At 65.9% G+C, this 23,219-nt stretch carries 25 protein-coding genes; 20 read left to right on the top strand and 5 right to left on the bottom strand.

The genetic code is table 11. The features are described from left to right. Positions 1-19: 19 nt before the first annotated feature. The 7 genes from ACE10X_RS27630 to ACE10X_RS27600 all read left to right on the top strand — a co-directional run bounded on the left by ACE10X_RS27630 (position 20) and on the right by ACE10X_RS27600 (position 6,410). Positions 20-826 carry a xanthine dehydrogenase family protein subunit M gene (locus ACE10X_RS27630; protein ID WP_038388280.1) on the top strand — a complete coding sequence of 269 codons (807 nt, stop codon included), beginning with the start codon at positions 20-22 and terminating at the stop codon, positions 824-826. A 49-nt stretch (positions 827-875) separates the two neighbouring features. Further along, positions 876-1,784, top strand: coding sequence for a MoxR family ATPase (locus tag ACE10X_RS27625; protein WP_016840416.1), 909 nt, complete (start codon positions 876-878; stop codon positions 1,782-1,784). 120 nt (positions 1,785-1,904) lie between these two features. Next, a complete protein-coding gene (locus ACE10X_RS27620; RefSeq protein WP_028336802.1) occupies positions 1,905-3,107 on the top strand; it encodes a VWA domain-containing protein in 1,203 nt (400 codons plus the stop codon). Positions 3,108-3,135: 28 nt separating this feature from the next. After that, positions 3,136-3,459 carry an XdhC family protein gene (locus tag ACE10X_RS27615; RefSeq protein ID WP_018272401.1) on the top strand — a complete coding sequence of 108 codons (324 nt, stop codon included), beginning with the start codon at positions 3,136-3,138 and terminating at the stop codon, positions 3,457-3,459. A gap of 2 nt (positions 3,460-3,461) precedes the next feature. Further along, positions 3,462-4,175 carry an XdhC family protein gene (locus ACE10X_RS27610; protein WP_375763127.1) on the top strand — a complete coding sequence of 238 codons (714 nt, stop codon included), beginning with the start codon at positions 3,462-3,464 and terminating at the stop codon, positions 4,173-4,175. Next, complete coding sequence (locus tag ACE10X_RS27605) at positions 4,172-5,776, top strand: molybdopterin-binding/glycosyltransferase family 2 protein (RefSeq protein WP_304557778.1); 1,605 nt, start codon at positions 4,172-4,174, stop codon at positions 5,774-5,776. The genes ACE10X_RS27610 and ACE10X_RS27605 overlap by 4 nt, the downstream gene beginning before the upstream one ends. Before the next feature lie 283 nt (positions 5,777-6,059). Continuing rightward, the gene (locus ACE10X_RS27600; protein ID WP_051003315.1) at positions 6,060-6,410 is read left to right on the top strand and encodes a DUF4189 domain-containing protein; all 351 of its coding nucleotides are present in this window, start codon (positions 6,060-6,062) and stop codon (positions 6,408-6,410) included. Between the two features lie 69 nt (positions 6,411-6,479). Here ACE10X_RS27600 and ACE10X_RS27595 read toward each other — a convergent pair whose 3' ends face one another. Further along, positions 6,480-7,697 carry an FAD-binding oxidoreductase gene (locus ACE10X_RS27595; RefSeq protein ID WP_038388288.1) on the bottom strand — a complete coding sequence of 406 codons (1,218 nt, stop codon included), beginning with the start codon at positions 7,695-7,697 and terminating at the stop codon, positions 6,480-6,482. A gap of 311 nt (positions 7,698-8,008) precedes the next feature. Between ACE10X_RS27595 and ACE10X_RS27590 the strand changes: the two genes are divergently transcribed. After that, positions 8,009-8,419, top strand: a complete 411-nt coding sequence (locus ACE10X_RS27590; protein WP_304496026.1) for a DUF2000 family protein — start codon at positions 8,009-8,011, stop codon at positions 8,417-8,419. Positions 8,420-8,448: 29 nt separating this feature from the next. Here the strand turns inward: ACE10X_RS27590 and ACE10X_RS27585 are convergent, their stop codons facing one another. Beyond that, positions 8,449-9,426, bottom strand: a complete 978-nt coding sequence (locus ACE10X_RS27585) for a hypothetical protein (protein WP_375763126.1) — start codon at positions 9,424-9,426, stop codon at positions 8,449-8,451. 158 nt (positions 9,427-9,584) lie between these two features. Beyond that, positions 9,585-9,791: a hypothetical protein gene (locus tag ACE10X_RS27580; protein WP_375764677.1), complete on the bottom strand. Its 207-nt coding sequence runs from the start codon at positions 9,789-9,791 to the stop codon at positions 9,585-9,587. Here ACE10X_RS27580 and ACE10X_RS27575 point away from each other — a divergent pair. From ACE10X_RS27575 to ACE10X_RS27550, 6 genes are all read left to right on the top strand, one after another. Next, the gene (locus tag ACE10X_RS27575) at positions 9,703-10,326 is read left to right on the top strand and encodes a TetR/AcrR family transcriptional regulator (RefSeq protein ID WP_375764613.1); all 624 of its coding nucleotides are present in this window, start codon (positions 9,703-9,705) and stop codon (positions 10,324-10,326) included. The two genes, ACE10X_RS27580 and ACE10X_RS27575, sit on opposite strands and share 89 nt — an antisense overlap. Then, positions 10,323-11,108, top strand: a complete 786-nt coding sequence (locus ACE10X_RS27570) for an HlyD family secretion protein (protein WP_038388292.1) — start codon at positions 10,323-10,325, stop codon at positions 11,106-11,108. The genes ACE10X_RS27575 and ACE10X_RS27570 overlap by 4 nt, the downstream gene beginning before the upstream one ends. Continuing rightward, the gene (locus ACE10X_RS27565; RefSeq protein ID WP_375763125.1) at positions 11,105-12,064 is read left to right on the top strand and encodes an ABC transporter ATP-binding protein; all 960 of its coding nucleotides are present in this window, start codon (positions 11,105-11,107) and stop codon (positions 12,062-12,064) included. Before ACE10X_RS27570 ends, ACE10X_RS27565 begins: the two co-directional genes overlap by 4 nt. A 6-nt stretch (positions 12,065-12,070) precedes the next feature. Further along, complete coding sequence (locus ACE10X_RS27560; protein ID WP_375763124.1) at positions 12,071-13,234, top strand: ABC transporter permease; 1,164 nt, start codon at positions 12,071-12,073, stop codon at positions 13,232-13,234. A 189-nt stretch (positions 13,235-13,423) separates the two neighbouring features. Further along, on the top strand, positions 13,424-14,665 hold the full coding sequence (locus ACE10X_RS27555) for an adenylate/guanylate cyclase domain-containing protein (RefSeq protein ID WP_375764612.1): 1,242 nt from the start codon (positions 13,424-13,426) through the stop codon (positions 14,663-14,665). A 166-nt stretch (positions 14,666-14,831) separates the two neighbouring features. Continuing rightward, a complete protein-coding gene (locus tag ACE10X_RS27550) occupies positions 14,832-15,749 on the top strand; it encodes a PhzF family phenazine biosynthesis protein (RefSeq protein WP_375763123.1) in 918 nt (305 codons plus the stop codon). On the opposite strand, the gene ACE10X_RS27545 is transcribed toward ACE10X_RS27550, so the two are convergent. Continuing rightward, positions 15,746-16,207: a DUF488 family protein gene (locus ACE10X_RS27545; RefSeq protein WP_375763122.1), complete on the bottom strand. Its 462-nt coding sequence runs from the start codon at positions 16,205-16,207 to the stop codon at positions 15,746-15,748. The two genes, ACE10X_RS27550 and ACE10X_RS27545, sit on opposite strands and share 4 nt — an antisense overlap. 10 nt (positions 16,208-16,217) lie before the next feature. Further along, positions 16,218-17,051, bottom strand: a complete 834-nt coding sequence (locus tag ACE10X_RS27540) for a DUF72 domain-containing protein (RefSeq protein WP_375763121.1) — start codon at positions 17,049-17,051, stop codon at positions 16,218-16,220. A gap of 139 nt (positions 17,052-17,190) precedes the next feature. On the opposite strand from ACE10X_RS27540, the gene ACE10X_RS27535 reads away from it, so the two are divergent. The 6 genes from ACE10X_RS27535 to ACE10X_RS27510 all read left to right on the top strand — a co-directional run bounded on the left by ACE10X_RS27535 (position 17,191) and on the right by ACE10X_RS27510 (position 23,098). Beyond that, positions 17,191-17,562, top strand: coding sequence for a hypothetical protein (locus tag ACE10X_RS27535; RefSeq protein WP_038388298.1), 372 nt, complete (start codon positions 17,191-17,193; stop codon positions 17,560-17,562). A gap of 67 nt (positions 17,563-17,629) precedes the next feature. After that, a complete protein-coding gene (locus tag ACE10X_RS27530; protein ID WP_038373066.1) occupies positions 17,630-17,836 on the top strand; it encodes a hypothetical protein in 207 nt (68 codons plus the stop codon). A gap of 276 nt (positions 17,837-18,112) precedes the next feature. Next, a complete protein-coding gene (locus tag ACE10X_RS27525) occupies positions 18,113-19,246 on the top strand; it encodes a glycosyltransferase (RefSeq protein ID WP_375763120.1) in 1,134 nt (377 codons plus the stop codon). Between the two features lie 7 nt (positions 19,247-19,253). Then, entirely contained in the window at positions 19,254-20,756 is a 1,503-nt protein-coding gene (locus ACE10X_RS27520) for a glycosyltransferase family 39 protein (protein WP_375763119.1), read from the top strand. Between the two features lie 78 nt (positions 20,757-20,834). After that, the gene (locus ACE10X_RS27515; RefSeq protein WP_375763118.1) at positions 20,835-21,530 is read left to right on the top strand and encodes a DUF899 family protein; all 696 of its coding nucleotides are present in this window, start codon (positions 20,835-20,837) and stop codon (positions 21,528-21,530) included. 425 nt (positions 21,531-21,955) lie between these two features. Then, positions 21,956-23,098 (top strand): tlde1 domain-containing protein, encoded by a 1,143-nt coding sequence (locus tag ACE10X_RS27510; protein WP_375763117.1) that lies wholly within the window; start codon positions 21,956-21,958, stop codon positions 23,096-23,098. The last annotated feature ends 121 nt before the right edge of the window (positions 23,099-23,219 follow it).

The following is a 23,219-nucleotide window of genomic DNA, read 5'->3' as shown; positions in this document are numbered from 1 at the left end:
CTGCGATCAGGACATTCCAATGTACGAATTCAAATATCATCGTCCCGGCACCGTGCGGCAGGCCGCCAACCTCCTGGTAAAGAATGAGGACGCCAAGCTGATCGCCGGCGGCCACACGCTGGTGCCGGTCATGAAGCAGCGGCTTGCGAGCCCGCCGCATCTGGTCGACCTCTCACACATCGAAGGTCTCGACACGATCGAGATGAAGGGCCGCTCGCTGGTGATCGGCGCCACCGCCAAGCACGCCGAGGTCGCGAACTCCGCGACGGTCCGCGAGGCGATCCCGGCGCTGGCCGAGCTTGCCGGCATGATCGGCGATCCCGCCGTGCGCCACCGCGGCACCATCGGCGGCTCGCTCGCCAACAACGACCCGACCGCCGACTATCCGGCCGCGGTGCTGGCGCTGGGCGCGACCATCGTCACCAACAAGCGCCGCCTGAAGGCTGAAGAGTATTTCCAGGGCCTGTTCACGACCGCGCTGGAGGCCGATGAGATCATCACCAAGGTGATGTTCCCGCTGCCGAAGAAGGCGGCCTATGTGAAGTTCCGCAACCAGGCCTCGCGCTATGCGTTGGTTGGTGTGTTCGTGGCCAAGCGCCCGTCCGACGTGCGTGTCGCGGTCACCGGGGCGGGTTCAGACGGCGTGTTCCGCGTCACCGCTTTCGAGGACGCATTAAAGAAGCGCTTCTCGCACAAGGTGCTTGACGGCATCGCGGTTTCGGCCGACGGGCTGAACAGCGACCTGCACGGCAGTGCGGAATACCGCGCGCATCTGATCGGCGTTTTGACGCGCAGGGCGGTGGAAACCGCGAACGCCAAGGACTAAGTACCAAAGGCGTGACTTTGCTCACTCTCGTTCGAAGACTGGCTGTTCCATGAGTGCATCGGCGTTACCCACTTCCGTCGATGCGCTCGAGGATCTCTTGACCTCGCGCGGCTATCTCGCCGAACGGTCGCTCGCGACCGTGACCTATCTTGCGCTGCGGATGGGCCGGCCGCTGTTCCTCGAAGGCGAAGCCGGGGTCGGCAAGACCGAGATCGCAAAGGTGTTGTCGGCGGCGCTCGGGCGCAAGCTGATCCGCCTGCAATGCTATGAAGGCCTCGACGTCGCCTCCGCCGTCTACGAGTGGAGCAGCGCGGCGCAGATGATCGCGATCCGCTTGGCGGAGGCTTCCGGCGATACCGATCGCGACCAGCTCGCGAGCGACATTTTCGCCGAACGCTTCCTGATCAAGCGGCCGCTGCTGCAGGCGCTCGAGCCCGATGTCGCGGGGCCGCCGGTGCTCTTGATCGACGAACTCGACCGCGCCGACGAGGCGTTCGAGGCGTATCTGTTGGAAATCCTCAGCGACTTCCAGGTCACGATCCCCGAGCTCGGCACCGTGAAGGCACCGGCGCCGCCGATCGTGATCATCACCTCGAACCGCACCCGCGAGATTCACGACGCGCTGAAGCGGCGCTGTCTCTATCACTGGGTGGATTATCCCTCCGCCGAGCGCGAGCTCGCGATCGTCAAGTCGCGGGTGCCGAACATTTCCGCAAAGCTGTCGCAGCAGGTCGTCCGCTTCGTGCAGGCGCTGCGCAACCAGGATTTCTACAAGTCGCCGGGCGTTGCCGAGACCATCGACTGGGCCACCGCGCTGTCCGAGCTCGACGCCCGCTCGCTGACCCCGCAGGTCGTCGGCGACACCCTGGGCGCGCTCTTGAAGTATCAGGACGACATCGCGCGCATGCAGGGCGATGCGTTGCAGAAGACCTTGAAGGAAGCGACGAGCGAGACGTAAGTCGCGCGTCATAACAACGTCCGTCATTCCGGGGCGATGCGTCAGCATCGAACCCGGAATCTCGAGGTTCCAGGTTCGCTCGCTTCGCGCGCGCCCTGGAACGACGGGAAATGGATCACGATGGCGATCAACCACCTCGCGCCTCCGACCGGCCACATGGCCGACAACGTGATCGGCTTTGCCCGCGCGCTGCGGGCGGCCGGGCTCCCAGTCGGGCCGGGCTCGGTGATCGACGCGCTCGATGCGCTGCAGCTGATCGAGGTCGGACATCGCTCCGATTTCTACGCCACGCTGGAAGCGATCTTCGTCAAGCGCCATGAGCACGCGCTGATCTTCCGTCAGGCCTTTATGCTGTTCTTCCGCGCCGCCGAGGAGTGGAAGAGCATGCTGGATTCGGTGCCGCTGCCCGACCACGCCAGGAAGAAGCCGCCGCCGGCCTCGCGCCGCGTCCAGGAGGCGATGGCGCAGCCGGCGCGGAGCGAGGAGCGTCCGCAGGCCCAGGAGCAGGAGCTCAAGCTCTCGGTCTCCGACAAGGAGATCCTGCAGAAGAAGGATTTCGCGCAGATGACCGCGGCGGAGATCGCCGAGGTGACGCGCGAGATCGCCAAGATGCGGCTGCCGCAGGCCGAGCTCGTGACCCGCCGCTACCAGCCGGACGCGCGGGGCTTGCGGCTCGACATGCGCCGCACCGTGCGCAACTCGCTGCGCACCGGCGGCGAGATCATCGATATCCGAAAGCTCGGCCGGATCGAGAAGCCGGCGCCGATCGTGGCGCTGCTCGATATCTCGGGCTCGATGAGCGAGTACACCCGCCTGTTCCTGCATTTCCTGCATGCCATCACCGACTATCGCAAGCGGGTCTCGGTGTTCCTGTTCGGCACCCGCCTGACCAATGTGACGCGCGCGTTACGGGCGCGTGACCCCGACGAGGCGCTGGCGAGCTGCTCATCCTCGGTCGAGGACTGGGCCGGCGGGACCCGGATCGCGACCTCGCTGCACAGCTTCAACCAGCTCTGGGCCCGCCGGGTGCTCGGGCAGGGCGCCATCGTCCTCCTTATATCCGATGGACTAGAACGGGAGGCTGATGCCAAACTGGCCTTCGAGATGGACCGATTGCACCGTTCCTGCCGCCGCCTGATCTGGCTCAATCCGCTGCTGCGCTATTCCGGCTTCGAGGCCAAGGCGCAGGGCATCAAAATGATGTTGCCCCACGTTGACGAATTTCGCCCGGTGCATAACTTGACGTCCATCAAGGGCTTGATCGGGGCGCTGTCATCCCCGCCGCCGGCGCACCACCGCAGCCTGATCCGCTCTGTAGCCTAAGAAGCATCCGATTTCACAGGAGGCCGCCATGCTGAACCGCGACGAAGACATCCTGCAGGCCGCCGAGACCTGGCAGAAAGAGGGCCACGGCGTGGCGCTCGCCACCGTGGTCGAGACCTGGGGTTCGGCGCCGCGCCCGGCCGGCTCGAGCCTCGTCATCAACGACGACGGCACCTTCCTCGGCTCGGTCTCCGGCGGCTGCGTCGAGGGCGCCGTCGTGACGGAAGCGCTCGACGTGATCGCGAGCGGCCAGCCAAAGATGCTCGAATTCGGCGTCGCCGACGAGACGGCCTGGAATGTCGGCCTGTCCTGCGGCGGCACCATCCGCGTCTTCGTCGAGAAGGTCGGTTAGCCGTGAAACTCGAGATCCTGAAAGAACTGAACGCCGAGCGCGCCGCGCGCCGCCCGGTGATCATCGTCACCGACACTGCCAATGGCGATCAGCGCCTGGTCAAGGCCGCGGACATCGCCGCCGATCCGCTGCGCGCCGAGCTCTCAAAGCAGCTGCGGATGGGCAAGAGCGGCAATGTCGAGGTCGGCACCAAGAAGCTGTTCCTCAACGTCTACGCGCCGACCGCAAAGCTCGTGATCATCGGCGCGGTCCATATCAGCCAGGCCCTTGCGCCGCTGGCGCGCTCGCTCGACTATGACGTCACGGTGGTCGATCCGCGCACGGCGTTTGCGAGCCCGGAGCGCTTCCCCGACGTTCCGCTGGTCGCCGAATGGCCCGACGTCGCGTTGCCGCCGCTCAATGTCGATCACTACACCGCCTTCGTCGCGGTGACGCATGATCCGAAGATCGACGATCCGGCGCTGCTGCACGCCTTCGACCGCGACTGCTTCTATATCGGCGCACTCGGCTCGCGGAAGACCCACGCCAAGCGCGCCGAGCGGCTGCGCGCGCAGGGCGCCAGGGACAGCGACATCGCGCGCATCCACGCGCCGATCGGCCTCGACATCGGCGCGGTGTCGCCGTCGGAGATCGCGGTCGCGATCATGGCCGAGATCACCGCGCAGCTGCGCCTGCCTCCCAAAGAAAACTCTAAGCAAAAAGAAGAAGCGGCATGAAATTCGGTCCCGCCAGTCCGGCCGACGCGATTGGCGGCGTCACCGTTCATACCCTCCGCCGGGGCGCGCTGGTGCTCAAGAAGGGCACCACGATCGGCCCCGCCGAGGTCGAGGCGCTGACCAAGGCCGGCGTCGACGAGATCGTCGTGGTGCGGCTCGACGAGGGCGACGTTTCCGAGGACGCCGCGGCCGCCAGCATCGCGCAGGCGGTGGCGGGCGAGGGCGTCAATGTCGAGCGCGCCTTCACCGGCCGTGCCAATCTGTTCGCGGCTCGCCCCGGCGTGCTGGTGATCGATCGCGCCGCGGTCGACCGCATCAACGACGTCGACGAGGCCATCACCTTCGCAACCCTCGCCGCGTTCAAGCCGGTGGTCGAAGGCGAGATGATCGCGACCGTCAAGCTGATCCCGTTCGGCGTCGAGGGGCGCTTGTGCGATGCCGCCGTCGCGGTGGCCGGCAAGGATACGCTGCGGATCGCGCCCTATGTGATCCGGAAGGTCGGCGTGGTCTCGACGCTGCTGCCGGGCCTTGCGCCGAAGGTGATCGACAAGACGCTGCGCGTCACCGCCGAACGGCTCGCGCCGGCCGGCGCCACCATCATTGCCGAGCGCCGCGTGCCGCATGACGAGACGGTGCTCGCGGCCTCGATCAAGGAATTGCTCGAGCTGGGCGCCGAGCTCGTCATCGTGTTCGGCGCGTCCGCGATCGCCGACCGCCGCGATGTCATTCCCGCTGCGATCACCGAGATCGGCGGCGCCGTCGAGCATTTCGGCATGCCGGTCGATCCGGGCAATCTGCTGCTGATCGGCAGCGCCGGCGGCGTGCCGGTGCTGGGCGCGCCGGGCTGCGCGCGCTCGCCGGTCGAGAACGGCTTTGACTGGGTCTTGATGCGGCTGCTCGCCGGCATCAAGGTGAAGCGGTCGGATCTCACCGGCATGGGCGTCGGCGGCCTGCTGATGGAGATCGTGACGCGGCCGCAGCCGCGCACCGTGCCGGACACCGAAGGCAACCGCAACGTCGCCGCGATCGTGCTTGCCGCCGGCCGCTCGACCCGGATGGGCGGCCCGAACAAGTTGCTCGCCGAGCTCGACGGCAAGAAGCTCGCGCGCATCGTCGCCGAGCAGGCGCTGGCGTCGAAGGCTTCCGAGGTGATCGTCGTCACCGGGCATCAAGCCGAGCTGGTCGAGCAGGCGCTCGATGGCCTCAAGGTCAAGTTCGTCCGCAATCCGGATTTCGCCGGCGGCCTCGCCAGCTCGGTCAAGGCAGGCATCTCGGCGGTCTCGGACAGCGTCGATGGCGCGGTCGTTTGCCTCGGCGACATGCCGCTGATCGATGCGAAGCTGATCGATCGCCTGATCGAGACCTTCGCACCCGACCGCGGCCATCTGATCGCGGTCCCGGTCAGCGAGGGCCGCCGCGGCAATCCGGTGCTGTGGTCGCGGCGCTTCTTCAAGGAGCTGATGACGCTCGACGGCGACATCGGCGCGCGTCACTTGATCACCAAGCATGCCGAGGTGGTCGCCGAGGTCCCGGTCGAAGGCAACAGCGCCTTCCTCGACATCGACACGCCGCAGGCGCTGGAAGCGGCGCGGCGGGGCTAGCTTCATCCGCCGTCGTCCCGGCGAAGGCCGGGACCCATTACCACCGACGGTGATGATTGCGCGACGTTGGGGCCACAGCGTCCTTCAATAACTCAAGCCTGTGGTTATGGGTCCCGGCTTTCGCCGGGACGACGAGTGGATGGAGCAGCGTCGCCCTCAACCCGTCATTCACCATCTGGAAACGACCCCTGCGTAGAGTCCGCGCCGGACTTTGGGGGATTTCCGCTTGATCATTTCGACCGCCGCCGCGCAGCGTCGCGCGCTGACGATTCTTGTTCTAACGTTGCTGCTCGGCGCCACGCGTTTCTCCGTGGAAACCTTCGTGCCCAAGGCGCGCGCGGCCGGCGCGTTCGCGGTCGGCAAGTGCGGAGCCTACGGCCAGGCCTATGATTATCCGGCGGAAGGCGCAGCGCGTGCCGCGGCGCTGAAGCAGTGCAAGGGCGATTGCACCGCCGTCACCATGAAGCGCGCCTGCGCCGCCCTCTCGATCGACATGAAGAATCCCTGCGGCGCCCATGGCTATGCGGTGGCGCCGAAGATCTCGAACTCGCTCAATGCCGCGACCAAGAAGTGCTACGACTATGGCGGCAAGGAATGCGTGATCCGCGCCTGGGCCTGCGACGCCAAGGGGTAGGGCGGCCGCCGATCCGCAAGGTCCGCCTGGCTGGCAAGGCGCGCTGATAGCCCTCAGTCCGAGCCGCGCTCAGACGGCGCCGTAGAAGTGTCGGTATTGCCAGGCGGCGTCGCGCTCCAATTGGTCTTCAGACCACGATTGGTCTTTGAACCGCGTGACCGACATCGGCGATAGATCGACGGGCGGCTCGCCGTCCACGATCCAGGCCGCAAGCGCCTCGCCGACGGTCGGCGAGATCGACAGACCGGCGACGTTGCACCCGCTCGCAAAATAGAAGCCGGTCACGCCGGCGGCCGGGCCAAGAATATGATGGCCGTCGGCGGTCATCGTCGGAATGCCGCCGCGAAACTCCCGCACCTTGGCGGTTTGCAGGAACGGGAGCTGGTCCTTGACCTCATCGGCGGCTGCATGAAGCACGCCGATGTCGAGCGGCATGTCCTTGACGTCGAAGCCGGCCCCAAGCGATTGCATATCGAAGAAGCGCGGCGTTTCCTCGTAGACACCCCACAGGAAACCGCCCTGACACGGGCGGGCATACACCGCGGCATCCATGATGCGGATCATCGGCAAGTCGGCACGCGCGCCATCCAAAGGCTCGGTGACGATCAATTGCTGCCGGGTCGGCACCAGCGGCACGCGAATCCCGCTCGCCTCCGCGACCTGCCGGGTCCACGCACCGGCTGCATCAACCACAACCGGACTTTCAATGACGCCGTTCGCCGTGGTCACGCCGATCACGGTGCCGCCGACGATGTTGACGGCGCGCACGTCGGTCTTCGGCAGCAAGGTTGCACCGTTGGCCGCCGCGGCTTTGGCAAATCCGACGGCGACCTGCGCAGGGTCGAAATACCGGTCGTCGCCGATCCGCATCGCCGCGACGACACCCGCCGGCTGCAAGAACGGATTGAGACCGCTCGCCTCTTCCGGAGAGATCAGCTCGACATCGAGGCCGGTGCGGCGTCCGCGCTCGAAGTCGTCCTCGATCACCTCTGCGTCTTGCGGCCGGCGCGCAACCTTCAGGCTGCCCGAATGCACCCAGTCGAGCGGCTGGCCGGTTTCTTCCGTGAACGTCTCGATCTTGCGGCATGCGTCCTTGATGAGGCCAACCATCAAGTCGCTCTTGCGCGCGCAGCTCACCATGCCTGCCGCGCGGGGCGAGGTTTGCGATCCGATCTCATGCTTGTCGACGAGGGCGACGCCGAGACCTCCGCGCTTGCTCAAGTAGTAGGCTGTGGCCGCGCCCAATCCGCCCGAACCAATAACAACAACATCGGCGTTGCTGATCATGATGCAATGCCCTGAAATATGCTGATGGTAATCGAACGCCCGAAGCCTACTACGCGGCGCAGGACCTGACTATCGCTTTCCGTCCCGGCACGGGCCGGGCGTTTGCGACGTCGCACGGCTAGCGGTCGACGTGTGGGTTGAGCTTCTTCGCCGCAGCGATATCAGCTTCGCCAGCCGCGATGTCGCCCTTCAGGCGGGCGGGGGCCGCCCGCGGCGCGTCGTTAGAAACTAACGTCAGCGCCTGGCGGGCAGATGAGGGATGCTCCGTCAGAACTGGTGTTTATCGTCAACCTGCGGATAGATTTATCGCCATGCAGTTCGACACCAAGATCGCGGTCGTGATCCGCACCGACCTGGAAGTCTGGCAGAAGCTCAACGTGGCGTCGTTTCTTGCCGGCGGCATCGCCGCTTCCTTTCCCGAATGTATCGGAGAGAATTACGAGGACGGCTCGGGGACCAGATATCTCTCCCTGATCGGCCAGCCGATCCTGATCTATGGCGCCGACGGGCCCGCGCTGTCGCGGGCTCTGGAGCGCGCGCTGGCGCGCAACGTGCAGCCGGCGCTTTACACCGAGGACATGTTCAAGACCACGCATGACGCCGCCAACCGCGAGGTGGTGAAGGCGGTCGCGCGCAGCGAGCTCAATCTGGTCGGCCTCGCCATTCGCGCCGAGCGCAAGGTGGTCGACAAGATTCTCGACGGCCTGAAGTTTCACACGTAGCGGAGAGCCAGCGTAGTGCGGTCCGGCGCTTATCGGCTCGCCTCCTTGTCCGGCATGATTTGCAGCAACGGCGTCGGCGCAATCGATATCTGACCGGTGAATGGTCGATCATGCGCGGCAATCAGCAGAACCGATGTTGCCACGCCGGTCGCGAACAGGCCCATCGCGATGGCGGATCCCAACCGGTTGTCACAGTGAACAAGGGCAATGACCAATAGCTCGCAGATGGCCTGAAGGTAGAGGCACCACCATTTGATCGAGTCGACCTCCGTCTGGCTGACGATGATCCGTTGTCGTCGCGCATCGAGGGCCGAATTCAAATTGGTGATGATCTCGTGCTGCGTCGTCTGCTGGCCCGGGTTTTGCGCGGGCGTTGACACGACAAGCCGCAATGCCGCGGTCAGCGCGGGAGGCGCTGCCTTGAGCGATGCAGCCTGGCGCGCCATCATCGGCCATTCCACGGCGACCGTTTCCTCGACGTAGTCGCGAACGAGGCCGCGCAGGCGCGCCTCCTGCTCCGGCGGCAGGCCGCCGGCGAGCAGGATGACCGCGCGCAACGAACTGGCTTCGCGGCTCACCGCCGCGGTGGCGCGGTCGCTGTCACTCCAGACCTGTGCCGCGGTGAACGCGACAAACAGGCCGAAAAGGATGCCGAGCACCGGCAACATGCCGGGAGAGATCGATTTGAAGGCCGTTGCGCGCGCCTTGGTCGACAGGATCGCAACGCCTGCGAAAATGAGAATGGCAACAAGATAGGTGAAGCCGAAGACGATGAAGGCCATCCACGGCACAGAAAGGTTGTGTAACCAATCGCTCATAGGCGTTTCCCCCAGCCGATCGCTTGTATCAAAATCCTCCCGATCTTGCCGGGGAAAGCACGAAGTGAGCCGTAGCGCATCGCGCAGGGAAAGCCGGATTGCTTCGGTTACACCTGTGGTGCCACCCCTGCGTCTTCTTGTTGCACAGGGCCCGCGGGTGCGATCGGCAACCGACTTTCCCTGCGCCATCCGTTCTCCCGAGGGACGGAAATAAGCAGCAAACTCGGGCATTTGCGCCGCGAGATCGCGAACCCAGGCGTACCCTTAAGGAGCCGCGAAGGCCGACAGGAACGCTTCCGGCCGGCAGACGTTCTCCTTGAACGCATTGACAGTGACTGACTGGTCAGTCATATTATGGCCATGACAAAGCGCATCGAAAAACCGAACCGCTCCCAGCCTGCCAAGCGCCGGACCACCGCGATCCGGGCTGCTGCGGCGAGGATCCCGAAGGTGGCCTCGGCAAAGTTGCCTGAGCCGAAGCCCGCCGCGAACCGCGCCGAGAAATCGGCAGAGCGACGCGCTGCGATCGTCGAGGCGGCGATGGACGAGTTCATCGCGCGCGGCTTTGCCGCGACGCGGCTCGACGATGTCGCCAAGCGGGCGGGCGTCGCCAAGGGCACGCTCTATCTGTACTTCAAGGACAAGGAGTCGATGTTCGAGGAGTTGATCCGCACCGCAGTGGTGCCTCTGGTCAATCGCATGGCCGCGCCGCCCACCATCACCGGCCCGGTGCGCGATGCGGTGGAGAGGTTTGCCGAGACCTTCATCCGCGAGATCGTATCGACCCGGCGCGGCGACATCATCCGCCTGATCGTCTCCGAAGGGCCGCGCTTCCCGGCGATCGCCGACTTCTATTTCCGCGAGGTGGTGTCGAAGGGGATGGCCGCGATGCAGGCGCTGATCCAGCTCGCGATCACGCGCGGCGAGATCAGGCAGCGGCAGCTCGCGCAGTTCCCCCAGCTCGTCGTGGCGCCCGCGATCGTCGCGGTGATCTGGCAGAGCCTGTTTGCCCGGCACGCGCCGCTCGATGCCCTCGCGATGTTCAAGGTTCATCTCGATCTGATCTTCGGCGAACGGAGCAAGCCATGACCGGCTCGCGCATGATGAAGCTTGTGACGGCAGTCGTGCTGGCGGCGGCGCTGGCCGGTTGCCAGGAGAAGCGCGATCCCGGCTTCCAGGGCTGGGTCGAGGCCGACATGATCTTCGTCAGCCCCGATGAATCCGGCCGCGTCATCAAGCTCAATGTGCGCGAGGGCGACGAGGTCAAGCCCGGCGATCTGCTTTATTCGGTCGACGACGATTTGCAGCGCGCCGATCTCAACCAGAACAACGCGACCCTCGCCAACGCGCGGCAGAGCTATGATCGCGCGGCCTCGCTGCGCGGCACCGGCGCCGGCACCCAGGCCAATCTGGATTCCGCGGTCTCGGCGCTGCGCGTCGCGGAGGCGCGGGTCAACACTTCGCAGACCCGGCTCGACCGTCGCAAGGGATTTGCGCCGATCGCGGGTTCGATCCAGCAGATCTATTTCCGCGAGGGCGAGATGGTGCAGGCGCAGCGCCCGGTGCTGTCGATCATGCCGCCCGGCAACATGAAGCTGCGCTTCTTCGTGCCGGAGGCCGAGCTGCCGAAGCTCGCGCTCGGTGACGAGGTGAGGGTGACCTGCGACAATTGCGCCGCCGACCTCACGGCAAAGATCTACTTCATCGCCACCACGGCGGAGTACACGCCGCCGGTCATCTACAGTCTCGATGAGCGCAACAAGCTGGTCTATCTGATCCAGGCGCGGCCGAGCCGGCCCGATGTGCTGCGCGTCGGTCAGCCGATCAGCATCTATCTCAACCCCAAGACGCCGGTGGCGGAGCGCAGATGAACGGCGGCTCCACCAGCGCGCGGTCCAACGCATCCTCCATCGCCATCGATGTGAAGGGCCTGACCAAGTCGTTTGGCGGCCGCGAGGTGGTCCATGACCTGTCGATGCAGGTCAAGCGCGGCTCGATCTACGGCTTCCTCGGCCCCAACGGCAGCGGCAAGACCACCACCATCCGCATCCTGTGCGGCCTGCTGACGCCAGACAGCGGCGAGGGCACCTGCCTCGGCTACGACATCCGGCGCGATGCCGACAAGATCAAGCGCAAGGTCGGCTACATGACGCAGCGCTTCAGCCTCTACCAGGATCTGTCGGTGCGCGAGAATCTCGAATTCGTCGCGCGGCTCTACGGCATGCCGGACGCGCGCGGCGCCGCGGCCGACATGATCGAGCGGATCGGGCTGAAGGGCCGCGAGGAGCAGCTCGCCGCCAACCTTTCCGGCGGCTGGAAGCAACGGCTGGCGCTCGGCGCCTGCACGTTGCCCAATCCGCAACTGCTGTTGCTGGACGAGCCGACCGCCGGCGTCGATCCCAAGGCGCGGCGCGATTTCTGGAACGAGATCCACGCGCTCGCCGCCGAAGGCCTCACCGTGCTGGTCTCGACCCATTACATGGACGAGGCCGAGCGCTGTCACGAGATCGCCTACATCGCCTACGGCCATCTGCTGGCGCATGGCACGGTGGACGAGGTGATCGCCGCGTCCGCGCTGTCGACCTGGACGGTGACGGGCGAGGATTTCAACGGCCTGATGGCCGAGCTCACGGACAAGCCCGGCGTCGACATGGTGGCGCCGTTCGGCACCAGCCTGCACGTCTCCGGCCGCGACAAGGCGGCGCTCGAGGCCGCGATCGCGCCCTATCGGGACAATTCGAAGTGGCAATGGCAGGCCAGCGAGCCGTCGCTCGAAGACGTCTTCATCGACCTGATGGGGCGCTCCAAAGACAACTTTCAGGGATAGGGTCCGATGAGCGCAACGGATACGATCCAGAACAGCGAGGCGAGGGAGCCGGCATTCGGCTTCTGGCGGCGCAGCTACGCGATGCTGGTCAAGGAGTTCATCCAGCTTCGCCGCGACCGCGTCTCGTTCGCAATGATCATCATGCTGCCGGTGATGCAGCTGACATTGTTCGGCTACGCCATCAACACCACGCCGCGCAAGCTGCCGACCGCGGTGCTGACCCAGGAGGACAGCGATCTCGGCCGTTCGATCCTGAAGGCGATGGAGAACACCGCCTATTTCCATTTTGTCCGCGAGGTCCACACCGTCGAGGAGTTCGACGAGCTGCTGCAATCCGGCAAGGTGCTGTTCGGCGTCGAAATCCCGCGCGGCTTCGAGCGCGCGGTGCGGCGCGGCGACAGACCGGCGCTGCTGGTCGCGGCCGACGCCACCGACCCGGTCGCGTCGGGCTCGGCGCTCGGCGCACTCGGGCCGCTGGTGCAATCGGCGCTGGCGCATGATCTGCACGTCGGCGATCCCCCGGACATGCCGTTCGAAATCCGCGCCCACGCCCGCTACAACCCGGCGGCGGACTCGCGCCTCAATATCGTGCCCGGCCTGGTCGGGACCATCCTGACCATGACGATGCTGATCTTCACCGCGCTGTCGGTGACGCGCGAAATCGAGCGCGGCACCATGGAGAGCCTGCTGTCGATGCCGATCAAGCCGGTCGAGGTGATGTTCGGCAAGATCATCCCCTATGTGCTGGTCGGCTTCATTCAGGCCACCTTGATCATCGCCATCGGCATCGTGCTGTTCGGCGTGCCGGTCCTCGGCAGCCTCACGCTGTTGGCGCTGCTCACCACGCTGTTCATCACCACCAATCTGTCGATCGGCTACACCTTCTCGACCATCGTGCAGAACCAGCTGCAGGCGATGCAGCTCTCGATGATGTTCTTCCTGCCGAGCATCCTGCTGTCCGGCTTCATGTTTCCGTTCGCGGGCATGCCGGTCTGGGCGCAATATATCGGCGAGGGGTTGCCGCTGACCCACTTCGTGCGCATCGTCCGGGCCATCATGCTGAAGGGGGCGGCGATGCAGAATCTGCAATACGACACCGCCGCATTGGTCGCCCTGATGCTGTTCGCCATGACGATCGCGGTGACGCGCTTCCGCCGCACGCTCGATTGAGGCTAGTATGGCTGTCACTGAGCGTCATTCCGGGGCGTCTCGAGGAGGCGAACTATGGTACGCAATTGCGTACCAGAGAATCTCGAGCTTCCGGGTTCGCTTCGCGCGCCGGAATGACGGGGGGAGGGATTGACGGAATTTCCAGACAGGGACACCACGGCGGTCGCGACGGACTTCCACCACGCCCTGATGCGCGAGGTGATGACCACCGAGCTGCTCCGCATCAAGGTGCTGATCGGCACCGCCGCTACCCTCGCGGCGATCAGCCTGCTGGTGTATTTCTTTGCGCCCGACGTGGTCAGCCGCGTCTGGCACGGCAACCTCAGCCCCGTCTACGTCTTCTACGTCACCATTCCGCTGATCCTGTTCGAGTTCTGGGTGCACGGGGCGATCAGCTGGCACATGCGCAAGGGGCGCGACCTGCCGGTGGTCCGGCGTTACATCGGCGTGCTGGTCGAGACGTCGCTGCCGACCGTCGTGCTGGCGCTGCACATCAACAGCATGGGTCCGCAGGAGGCGCTCGGCTTCGTGGCGCCGCTGATCTATTTTGTCTTCATCATCCTGTCGACGCTGAGGCTCGACTTCTGGCTCTCGACCTTCACCGGCTTCGTCGCGGCAGCCGAGCTGTTCTACATGGCGGTATTCTTCCATCCCTCGGGCGGCGGCGCGGCCGAGACCAGCATCTACTATCATGCCGCGCGCAGCGCGATCATCCTGATCTGCGGCGTGCTGGCCGGCGCGGTCGGCATGCAGCTGCGCCGGCAGTTCGCGGCCAGCATCGCGGCCGCCACCGCGCGCGATCGCATCACCAATCTGTTCGGCCAGCACGTCTCGCCGCAGGTGGTCGAACGTCTGATGACGGAGGGTGCCGGCACCGGGAGCGACATCCGGCGCGTCGCCGTGATGTTCGTGGATTTCCGCAGCTTCACGGCCGGCGCGCGCACCCGCTCACCGCAGGAGGTGGTGGACAGGCTCGACGGCGCCTTTGCCGTGCTGGTCGATATCCTCGATCGCCATGGCGGCATCGTGAACAAGTTCTTGGGCGACGGCTTTCTCGCGCTGTTCGGTGCGCCGTTTGAGACCGGCGACGCCGCGCATCAGGCGGTCGCCGCCGCGCGTGAAATGCTCGCGGCGAACGAGCGCACCAATGCGGCGTCAAGCTGGCCGCTGCGCATCGGCATCGGCATCCACATCGGCGAGGTCGTCGCCGGCAATATCGGCTCGCCCCGGCGCAAGGAATACACCGTGATCGGCGACACCGTGAATTTTGCCGCGCGGCTGGAGGCGCTGAACAAGGAGCTCGGCTCGCAGTTTTTGATTTCCTCCGCGGTGCGCGAGGCGCTCGGCGACGACTGCAAGGACGCCGTCTCGCGCGGCGAGATTCCGGTGCGCGGCTACGAGCACCCGGTGCATGTCTGGCAGCTGGGGTAGGCGGCGGCACGCGCATGATCCGAGGCGGTGATCGATGTCTCCTCAAGCCGTGCGAAGCTGCCTGCATGTGACTTGCCCGCGATTGCACCGAGTGCTCTGAAGGGCATCGCTACGGCTGTGCTACGATAACGTGGTTGGAATGACCGGAGCACTAAGGGCAAGCAAGATGCAGCGGCGCTATATCACCGTCGACGTTTTCACCGACCGCGCCTTCGGCGGCAACCCGCTCGCCGTGGTGCTCGACGCCGAAGGGCTGTCGACCGAAGCGATGCAGACGATCGCGACCGAGTTCAACTATTCCGAGACGACCTTCGTGCTGCCGCCGCAGGACAAGGCCAACGACGCCCAGGTTCGCATCTTCACGGTGCGCTCGGAAATTCCGTTCGCCGGCCATCCCAATGTCGGCACCGCCTTCGTGCTGGCGAGCCGGGCCGCGAAGGCGCCGGCGCGCTTGAGGTTCGAGGAGCAGGCGGGCCTCGTGCCGGTCGAGATCCTGTCCGATGGCGGCAATGTGGTCGGGGCCGAGCTGACGGCGCCGCAGGCGTTGCAGCGGACCAACGAGGTTAGCGCGGCCGCGGCTGCCGCGTGCCTGTCGCTGACGGCGGCTGATGTGAAGACTGATCGGCACGCCCCGCAGGTCGTCTCGGTCGGGCTGCCGTTCCTGGTGGTTGAGATCGCCTCGCGCGAGGCGCTGAGGCGCGCCCGGCCGGATGCGGCGGCGTTCGCCAGGACGCTGGCCGAGATCGGCCGCGACGTCGTCTATTTCTACACAAGCGACGTGCCGGCGAGCGAGCAGCCGCTCGACCTGCAGGCGCGCATGTTCCATCCGGGCGCCAGCGGCCTGTCCGAGGATCCCGCGACCGGCAGCGCGACCGCGGCTTGCGCGGCGCTGCTCGCCGATATCGATCCCGCGCGCGACGGCGAATTGCGGCTGCGGATCGGGCAGGGTGTCGACATGGGCCGGCCGAGCCTGTTGCTGACGCGGGTGCGCAAGCAAGGCGGCGCGGTCACGTCGGTGCATGTCGGCGGCGGCTGCGTGAAGATGATGGAGGGGACGCTGAACGTGCCGGGCGAGGCAGGCTAGACCTGCGGCGCGACCAGGTTCTCGATCCTGACGCCGTCGCGCTCCTCGATGATCTCGGCGATCCAGCGACGGTGGCAGTGTTCGTGGTCGCGCTCGTAGCAGAGGATGCAGACCGGGCCGGACTGCTTGACCAGCGCCGACAGCTCGTCGAGCTCTTCCTTGGCCTGCGCCGTCTTCAGGTGCGCCGAATAGATCTTGTGCAGCAGCGCATATTGCCCGCTGCGCGCCGCCTCCCGTCCGCTCTTCGGGGTGCCGAGGCCGCGCAGATGGACGTAGCCGATGCCGCGCTCGTCGAGGCCCGCGGCGAGCTGGCTCTTGGAGAATCCGGGCCGGCGCGAGGAGGCGATCGCGCGGACGTCGACCAGCAGCTTGACGCCGGCGTGCTGGAGCTCGTCGAGCACCGCTTTCGACGGCGTCTGCTCGTAGCCGATGGTGAACAGCCTTTTCGCCTTCGCCATCGGCTCTCCCTCACTTCACCCGTTCGATCAATTCCATCGCGCCGGCCGGCGCGCGGATCTTGCCCTCGTGGATCACATAGGCGAACACGTCGCGCGGCGCCTTCTTGGGCGCGGTCTTCTCGACCTTCGGCAGGTCGTCGGGCTCGCTGCCGCCGGCCCAGTCCTGAAACCGCTTGGCCCAGGCGTCGAGCTGCTTCGGCGGATAGCAGGTCTTCAATTCGTCATTGCCCTTCTGCAGCCGGGCATAGACGAAGTCGCTCGCGACGTCGGCGATCGCCGGATATTTGCCGTGCTCGGCGAACACCACCGGCACCTCGTGTTCGCGAATGAGGGCGACGAATTCGGGCACGCAAAAACTGTCGTGGCGGACCTCGACGACGTGGCGCAGCGCGCGGCCGTCGAGCTTGCGCGGCAGCAGCTCGAGGAACTTGCCGAAATCGGCGCCGTCGAACTTCTTGGTCGGCGCAAACTGCCAGAGCACCGGCCCGAGCCGGTCCTTCAGCTCCAGCACGCCCGAATCATAGAACCGCTTCACCGAATCGCCGGCCTCGGCGAGCACGCGGCGGTTGGTGGCGAAGCGTGGCCCCTTCAGCGAGAAGATGAAGCCGTCGGGCACTTCGCCGGCCCATTTGCGAAAGCTCTCCGGCTTCTGCGAGCCGTAATAGGTGCCGTTGATCTCGATCGAGGTCAGCTTGGAGGCGGCGTAGGACAGCTCCTTCGCTTGCGCGAGCTTCTCCGGATAGAACACCCCGCGCCACGGCTCGAAGGTCCAGCCGCCGATGCCGATATAGATGTTGCCTGCGTCTGTCTTGGTCTTGGTCGCCTTGGTGGGAGCTTTGGCCACGACTGCACTCATCGTGAGGGAGGGAACAGGGAGCGAGAGTAGTCAAAATAATCGTGATTGGCCAGTTTGCCAGATCGGCGCGGCAGTGCTTACCGTCTCTGTCGCTCTTCGCTACGATGCGCCAAAATGGAGAACAACAATGCGCATGCTGGTTGCGGCCGCCCTCTTGATCATGTCCTCAGCCGCCATATCGTCCGCCGCGATGGCCGACGAGGTCGACGATGCGCACAAGCTCGCGATCACCGGCCGCGACGCCTACTGGAATTGTCTCGCCCGCGAATATCCCCGCGACAGCAACAAGGCGATGTCCGACCAGGAATTCACCTCGCTGATCGCCAATGTCTGTCCCTCGGAACGGCAGAACTTCCGGGTCTCGCTGATCGACTTCCTGTCGCTGCAATTTCCGAAACAGGATGCCGACGCGAATCTGACGACCGCCAACCGCGCGATCGAGCTCGCGCAGAAGGACATCGTGACCGCCTTCACCCGGCGCAAGGCCGCGGCGAAATAGGTTCCCAAATCCTGTTGCGGCCGGCCGATTTTTGATATCAATCCGCGCAGGCGAGGGGATCATCGGCATGAGCTCACAATCGACGGCAGGCTTTTTGGGCGCGCTGGTCGCAGCCGTCGCGCTGGCGGCGGCGTTCATCTACGGGCCGTCGCCGAGCCAGCTCCGTAACCCGACCCGGTCCGCTGCGCAGCCGCAGGCGGCTCCCGCCGCGGAAGCCGCGCCGGCGGCCCCGGCGCCGCGCGGCCCGGTGATCCGGGAAGTCCCCAACAACTAGCACGCCAAGACCCCTTGCAGACGCCCCCTTGCAGACGGCCTCCTTGCGGACCGGCTGGCGCGTTCCTATCTAGCCTCTGACGGCGACGTTGAGCTTCAGGGCTCCGGCGCTGGGACGACCACGACATTGATTGGCTGCGCCGGATGTACGCGCGCCCCTTGTTCGTGGTCGTTGGCATTTTCGAACGGTTTTTGCCCCGTTTTCCCGCTTTCCGAGCGCGCGTTTGGGTCGGCCTGCCTTGGCAGCGGGTGAGGCTGCGGCTATACGCTGGCGCTCATGAATGACGCCATCAAGCCGGGCCCCGAAACCTCATCGCAGGCGGCAAGTTTGCCGCAGCTTTCGGTGGTCGTCCCGACCTTCAACGAACGTGACAATGTCACGGTGCTGTATCGCCGGCTCGACGCGACCCTGAAGGACGTGTCCTGGGAAGTCATCTTCGTCGACGACAATTCGCCCGACGGAACCTGGGACGTGGTGCGCGCGCTGGCGCGGAAGGATTCCCGCGTGCGCTGCATCCGCCGGATCGGCCGGCGCGGCCTGTCCGGCGCCTGCATCGAGGGCATCCTGGCATCAAGCGCGCCCTATGCCGCGGTGATGGACGCCGACCTGCAGCACGACGAGAGCCAGCTGCCGAAGATGGTGGCGCTGCTGCAGAGCGGCGAGGCCGAGCTCGTGGTCGGCAGCCGCTACATCGAGGGCTACAAGGCCGACGGCTTCAACAAGCAGCGCGCCGGCGCCAGCGCGTTTGCCACCGAGATCGCGCGCCGCGCACTGAAGGTCGAGATCGCCGACCCCATGAGCGGCTTCTTCATGATCCGCCGCGACCGTTTCGAGCAGCTCGCGCCGCAGCTGTCGACGCAAGGCTTCAAGATTCTGCTCGACGTGGTGGCGACGGCGGAGGGCAAGCTGCGCGCGGTCGAAATTCCCTACACCTTCGGTGCGCGCCAGCATGGCGAGAGCAAGCTCGACTCCATGGTCGCGCTCGACTTCCTCGGCCTGGTGCTGGCGAAGCTGACCAATGATCTGATCTCGCTGCGCTTCATTCTGTTCGCAGCCGTCGGCGGGCTCGGCCTGGTGGTGCACCTCACCGTGCTGTTCATCGCGCTCGAACTGTTCAAGGCGCCATTCCCGGAGGCTCAGGCCACTGGTGCAATCGTCGCCATGACCAGCAATTTCATCCTCAACAATTTCCTGACCTACCGCGACCAGCGGCTGAAGGGTTTTGGCATCCTGCGCGGCCTGCTGCTGTTCTATCTGGTCTGCAGTGTCGGCCTGCTCGCCAATGTCGGCGTCGCGTTCTCGGTCTACGACCAGGAGCCGATCTGGTGGCTTGCGGGCGCCGCCGGCGCGCTGATGGGCGTGGTGTGGAACTACGCGATGTCCGGGCTGTTCGTCTGGCGCAAGCGATGACGGCGGCATGAACGCGAACGAGGCGCGGCTGACCCGAAACACCGCGCTTGCGGTGTGCGCGCTGGTCGTGTTGCGGCTGGCCGCCGCCGCATGGACGCCGCTGACCTTCGACGAAGCCTATTACTGGATGTGGTCGAAGTCGCTCGCCGGCGGCTATTACGACCATCCGCCGATGGTGGCGATCGTGATCCGGCTCGGCACCATGATCGCGGGCGATACGCCGTTCGGCGTGCGGCTGGTGTCGATCCTGCTCGCACTGCCGATGAGCTGGGCGATCTACCGGGCGGCCGAGATCCTGTTCGGCGGCCGGCGCATCGCCGCGAGCGCAACGATCCTGCTCAATGTGACGCTGATGGCCGCCGTTGGCACGCTGATCGTGACGCCGGATGCGCCGCTGCTGGTCGCTGCCAGCCTCCTGCTGTACGCGCTCGCAAAGGTACTGGAGAGCGGCCGCGGCGCCTGGTGGCTTGCGGTCGGCGCCGCCGCCGGCGCGGCGCTGCTGTCGAAATACTCGGCGCTGTTCTTTGGTCCGGCGATCCTGATCTGGCTTGCGGTGGTGCCGAAGCTGCGGCGCTGGTTGCTCTCGCCCTGGCTCTATCTCGGCGGTCTGGTCGCGCTCGGCCTGTTCAGTCCGGTGATCCGCTGGAATGCCGACCATCACTGGGTGTCGTTCATCAAGCAGATGGGCCGCGCGCGGATCGAGGATTTCCGGCCGACCTACATCGCCGAGCTGATCCCGACCCAGTTTGCGTTCGCAACGCCATTGGTCTTCATCCTCGGCGTGATGGGCCTCTACGCGCTCTACCGGCGCCGCGCCGGCGCGCTGGAGGCGCGCGTGCTGGTCAACACGATGTTCTGGACCATCGTCGTCTACTTCACCTGGCACGCGTTGCATGCGCGGGTCGAGGCCAACTGGTTCGCGCCGGTCTATCCCGCCTTTGCCGTGGCGGCCGCGGTCGCGGCAGTCCAGGCGCAGTGGGCGCCGCGCGAGCGGCGCACGATCGATTTCTGCCGCCGCTGGGCCGCGCCCACAGGCGTCGTGCTGTTCGCGCTGCTGATCGTGCAGGCCAACACCGGTTTGCTCTCGGGCTACCGCCGCGACGCCACCGTGCGCAGCGTCGGTGTCGGCTGGCAGGAGCTCGCGGGCGAGATCGAGGCGGCGCGCGTGCGGACCGGCGCGAGCTGCGTGCTGGCGGCGGATTACGGCACCACGGGCTGGCTCGCCTTCTATCTCCCAAAGGGCACCTGCGTTGCCCAGCAGGGCCAGCGCATTCGCTGGGTCAACTTGCCGGAGCCGAGCCCCGAGCAGCTGTCCGGCAAGCTGCTCTATGTGCACGAGGTCGAGCAGGCGATGCCGGCCTCGCTGCGCGACAATTTCGCCCATGTCGAAACGGTGGCCGAGGCCAAGCGCATGCGGGGACCGCTGACCATCGAGACCTACGCGCTCGACCTGCTGGAAGGTGCAAAGGGCGAGATCCTCGACCGTTCCCCGCCGCCGGAACTGCAGTAAAATCCTCGCCGTTAAGTGTCGGATCGTCCGGGTCCGGGTCGTCTTCCAGACAGCCCGTCAACCATGCGAGGTTCCAACATGACCAGTTCCGTTCTCAAGCCTGCTGCCGAACTCGCCAAGACCAATGTCAGGCGCTTTCCCAATGAGAGCGCCGAGTATCGTCGCGCCCGCCAGGCGCTGCTTGTCGAGGAGATCGAGCTGCGCCGGCATATCGAGCGCGTCGCCGCGCTGCGCCGCGCCTTGCCGCCCGGCGGCGAGGTGACCAAGCCGTATGAGTTCACCGGCGAGGCCGGTGCGGCCTCGCTCGCCGATCTGTTCGGCGACAAGCCGACGCTCATCATCTACAGCTACATGTACGGCCCGCAGCGCGAGAAGCCGTGTCCCATGTGCACATCGTTCATGGGCACGTGGGAGGAGAAGTTGCCCGATATCGAGCGGCGCGTGTCGTTCGTGTTCGTGGCGCGCTCGCCGATCGCACAGCTGATCGAGGCGAAAAAGGCGCGCGGCTGGACGCGTCACAGGATCTACTCGGACGCGTCGGGCGATTACACGCGCGACTATGTCAACAAGGATGACAGCGACCTGCCGGGCTACAATGTCTTCACGTGCCACAACGGCACCATCCGTCATTTCTGGGCCGGCGAAATGGGGGCGGGCACGATGGACCCCGGCCAGGACCCGCGCGGCGCGCCGGACATGGATCCGCTCTGGACGGTGCTCGACACCACGCCAGAGGGACGCGGCAAGGACTGGTATCCGAAGCTCGCCTATTGAGGAGATGTTTTTTGCTCGATCCCCGCGTGATTACGGGGCGATCGGCAAGGAAATTCTCCCTAGGTTTCACCCCGGCATGCCGCGTTGGAGCGGCGTGCCGGAATGTCCCATCATGGGACAGAAAAGCCGCTTTGGCGGTCCAATGCCATCTTAAAAAAGCCCTACGCCACAGGCACTTCCCGCGTTGCAGGGGATCGCATCCGGTTAAGTCGCATTTAACTAAAAGTCGCCTTAATGGCCGTCTGAGCCCCGCGCGACGTTGAGCCGAACTCCGTTCGACCCCGCGTCGAGTGAGGGACAAAGGTGGACCTGTTTTGAGCGCCGGGCGTATGGGTACGAGTGCGAGTGCGTATGTTCTTGGGGCGCCAAGCCGCAAGAAATCCTCCCGAAAAATTCTCCCACAGCATTTCCTCGGCAGCGCCGCGGTGGCGGGGCTGGTGCTTGGCTGCGCCTGGACCGTCTACGCCAACATTTTTGCGGCGAGCGTCTATCCGTCCGTGGGCAATGCGTCGTTCGACGCGCCGGTGGTGAAGCGGCCCGCGGCGGTCGCCGCACGGCCGACGCCTGCCTTCAACGAGGTGTTCGCGTCCCTGACGCCGGCGCCGGTGGCCCCGGCAAAGACCGAGGTCGCGAAGTCGGAAACGCCGGCATCGTCGCTTATGTTTAACGATCGGTTTGCGGCCGCCTCGCCCGAGGGCGTGGCGTCCAGCGTCGTGGCTGACGCCGCACCGCAGATCGACCCGATCAAGCAGGCCGCTGCGCCCAAGCTCGCCGAAGCGGCGAGGGCGGTCGCCTCTGCAGAGCTCGCCGAGACATCGAAGCCGTTGCCGGCGCCGAAGTCGGTCGAAGCCGCCAAGAAGCAGGCCGCCGCCAATCTGAAGGTGGCGCTCAACGATCCCGCTGCGGACGTTCAGCCCAAGGGTGCCGATAAGGCGTCCGAAGCGAAACCTGCCGAAGCCAAGCAGGCGACGAAATCCGGCGGCGTCCGCGACATGGCCGCGCGCGCCAAGGCCGCGGTGATGTCGATCGCATCGAACGAGCGGCAGACCATGGTCGAGAAGCTGTGGGGCAAGCGCGAGTCGGGCGGCGGGCTGCTGTCGTTCGCCTCGGCCGACGCCAATGTCACCGGCAGCATCCCCTCGACGTTGGACCAGAACCCGATGCTCGGCGGCTCGCCGCCCTATGACCGCCAGACCGCGGTGTACGACATCTCAGCCAAGACCGTGTACCTGCCCGACGGCACGCGCCTCGAGGCGCATTCGGGCCTCGGCTCCAGGCTCGACGACCCCAGGTCCTCGCATCTGAAGATGGTCGGCGTGACGCCGCCGCACATTTACGAGCTCAAGCCGCGCGAAGCGCTGTTCCACGGCGTGCCGGCACTGCGGCTCAATCCGATCGGCGGCGAGGGCAAGATCTTCAACCGCGACGGCCTGCTCGCGCACACCTTCATGCTCGGCCCGAACGGCGACTCCAACGGCTGCGTCTCGTTCAAGGATTATTACGCGTTCCTCGACGCCTACCGTAACAAGGGCATCCGCCGTCTCGCGGTGCTGGCGCGGATTCAGTAGACAGAATGGCCGGCGGGCAGCGGCCCACCGCTGCGGCGTGATCGACGTCTGGAACTCGATGCCATAGTCGCTATACTGCGCTGATCCAGAGCGAGTCCAAGCTCGACAACCGATCTGGCGC

This window comes from Bradyrhizobium sp. Pha-3 (genome assembly GCF_042258325.1).
GTDB classification, from domain to species: domain Bacteria; phylum Pseudomonadota; class Alphaproteobacteria; order Rhizobiales; family Xanthobacteraceae; genus Bradyrhizobium; species Bradyrhizobium elkanii.
The sequence above is the reverse complement of the archived record's forward strand: the minus strand, read 5'-3'. Positions and strand labels throughout refer to the sequence as shown.

Bases quoted from the DNA above. Each gene is read 5' to 3' on its own strand.
- ACE10X_RS27525 (WP_375763120.1), top strand. From the start codon at position 18,113: ATGAATGACGCCATCAAGCCGGGCCCCGAAACCTCATCGCAGGCGGCA.
- ACE10X_RS27585 (WP_375763126.1), bottom strand. From the start codon at position 9,426: ATGGCGCAGGGAAAGTCGGTTGCCGATCGCACCCGCGGGCCCTGTGCA.
- ACE10X_RS27630 (WP_038388280.1), top strand. From the start codon at position 20: ATGTACGAATTCAAATATCATCGTCCCGGCACCGTGCGGCAGGCCGCC.
- ACE10X_RS27625 (WP_016840416.1), top strand. From the start codon at position 876: ATGAGTGCATCGGCGTTACCCACTTCCGTCGATGCGCTCGAGGATCTC.
- ACE10X_RS27620 (WP_028336802.1), top strand. From the start codon at position 1,905: ATGGCGATCAACCACCTCGCGCCTCCGACCGGCCACATGGCCGACAAC.
- ACE10X_RS27580 (WP_375764677.1), bottom strand. From the start codon at position 9,791: ATGAACTCGTCCATCGCCGCCTCGACGATCGCAGCGCGTCGCTCTGCC.
- ACE10X_RS27560 (WP_375763124.1), top strand. From the start codon at position 12,071: ATGAGCGCAACGGATACGATCCAGAACAGCGAGGCGAGGGAGCCGGCA.
- ACE10X_RS27615 (WP_018272401.1), top strand. From the start codon at position 3,136: ATGCTGAACCGCGACGAAGACATCCTGCAGGCCGCCGAGACCTGGCAG.
- ACE10X_RS27565 (WP_375763125.1), top strand. From the start codon at position 11,105: ATGAACGGCGGCTCCACCAGCGCGCGGTCCAACGCATCCTCCATCGCC.
- ACE10X_RS27545 (WP_375763122.1), bottom strand. From the start codon at position 16,207: ATGGCGAAGGCGAAAAGGCTGTTCACCATCGGCTACGAGCAGACGCCG.
- ACE10X_RS27550 (WP_375763123.1), top strand. From the start codon at position 14,832: ATGCAGCGGCGCTATATCACCGTCGACGTTTTCACCGACCGCGCCTTC.
- ACE10X_RS27605 (WP_304557778.1), top strand. From the start codon at position 4,172: ATGAAATTCGGTCCCGCCAGTCCGGCCGACGCGATTGGCGGCGTCACC.
- ACE10X_RS27520 (WP_375763119.1), top strand. From the start codon at position 19,254: ATGAACGCGAACGAGGCGCGGCTGACCCGAAACACCGCGCTTGCGGTG.
- ACE10X_RS27570 (WP_038388292.1), top strand. From the start codon at position 10,323: ATGACCGGCTCGCGCATGATGAAGCTTGTGACGGCAGTCGTGCTGGCG.
- ACE10X_RS27535 (WP_038388298.1), top strand. From the start codon at position 17,191: ATGCGCATGCTGGTTGCGGCCGCCCTCTTGATCATGTCCTCAGCCGCC.
- ACE10X_RS27595 (WP_038388288.1), bottom strand. From the start codon at position 7,697: ATGATCAGCAACGCCGATGTTGTTGTTATTGGTTCGGGCGGATTGGGC.
- ACE10X_RS27530 (WP_038373066.1), top strand. From the start codon at position 17,630: ATGAGCTCACAATCGACGGCAGGCTTTTTGGGCGCGCTGGTCGCAGCC.
- ACE10X_RS27555 (WP_375764612.1), top strand. From the start codon at position 13,424: ATGCGCGAGGTGATGACCACCGAGCTGCTCCGCATCAAGGTGCTGATC.
- ACE10X_RS27515 (WP_375763118.1), top strand. From the start codon at position 20,835: ATGACCAGTTCCGTTCTCAAGCCTGCTGCCGAACTCGCCAAGACCAAT.
- ACE10X_RS27590 (WP_304496026.1), top strand. From the start codon at position 8,009: ATGCAGTTCGACACCAAGATCGCGGTCGTGATCCGCACCGACCTGGAA.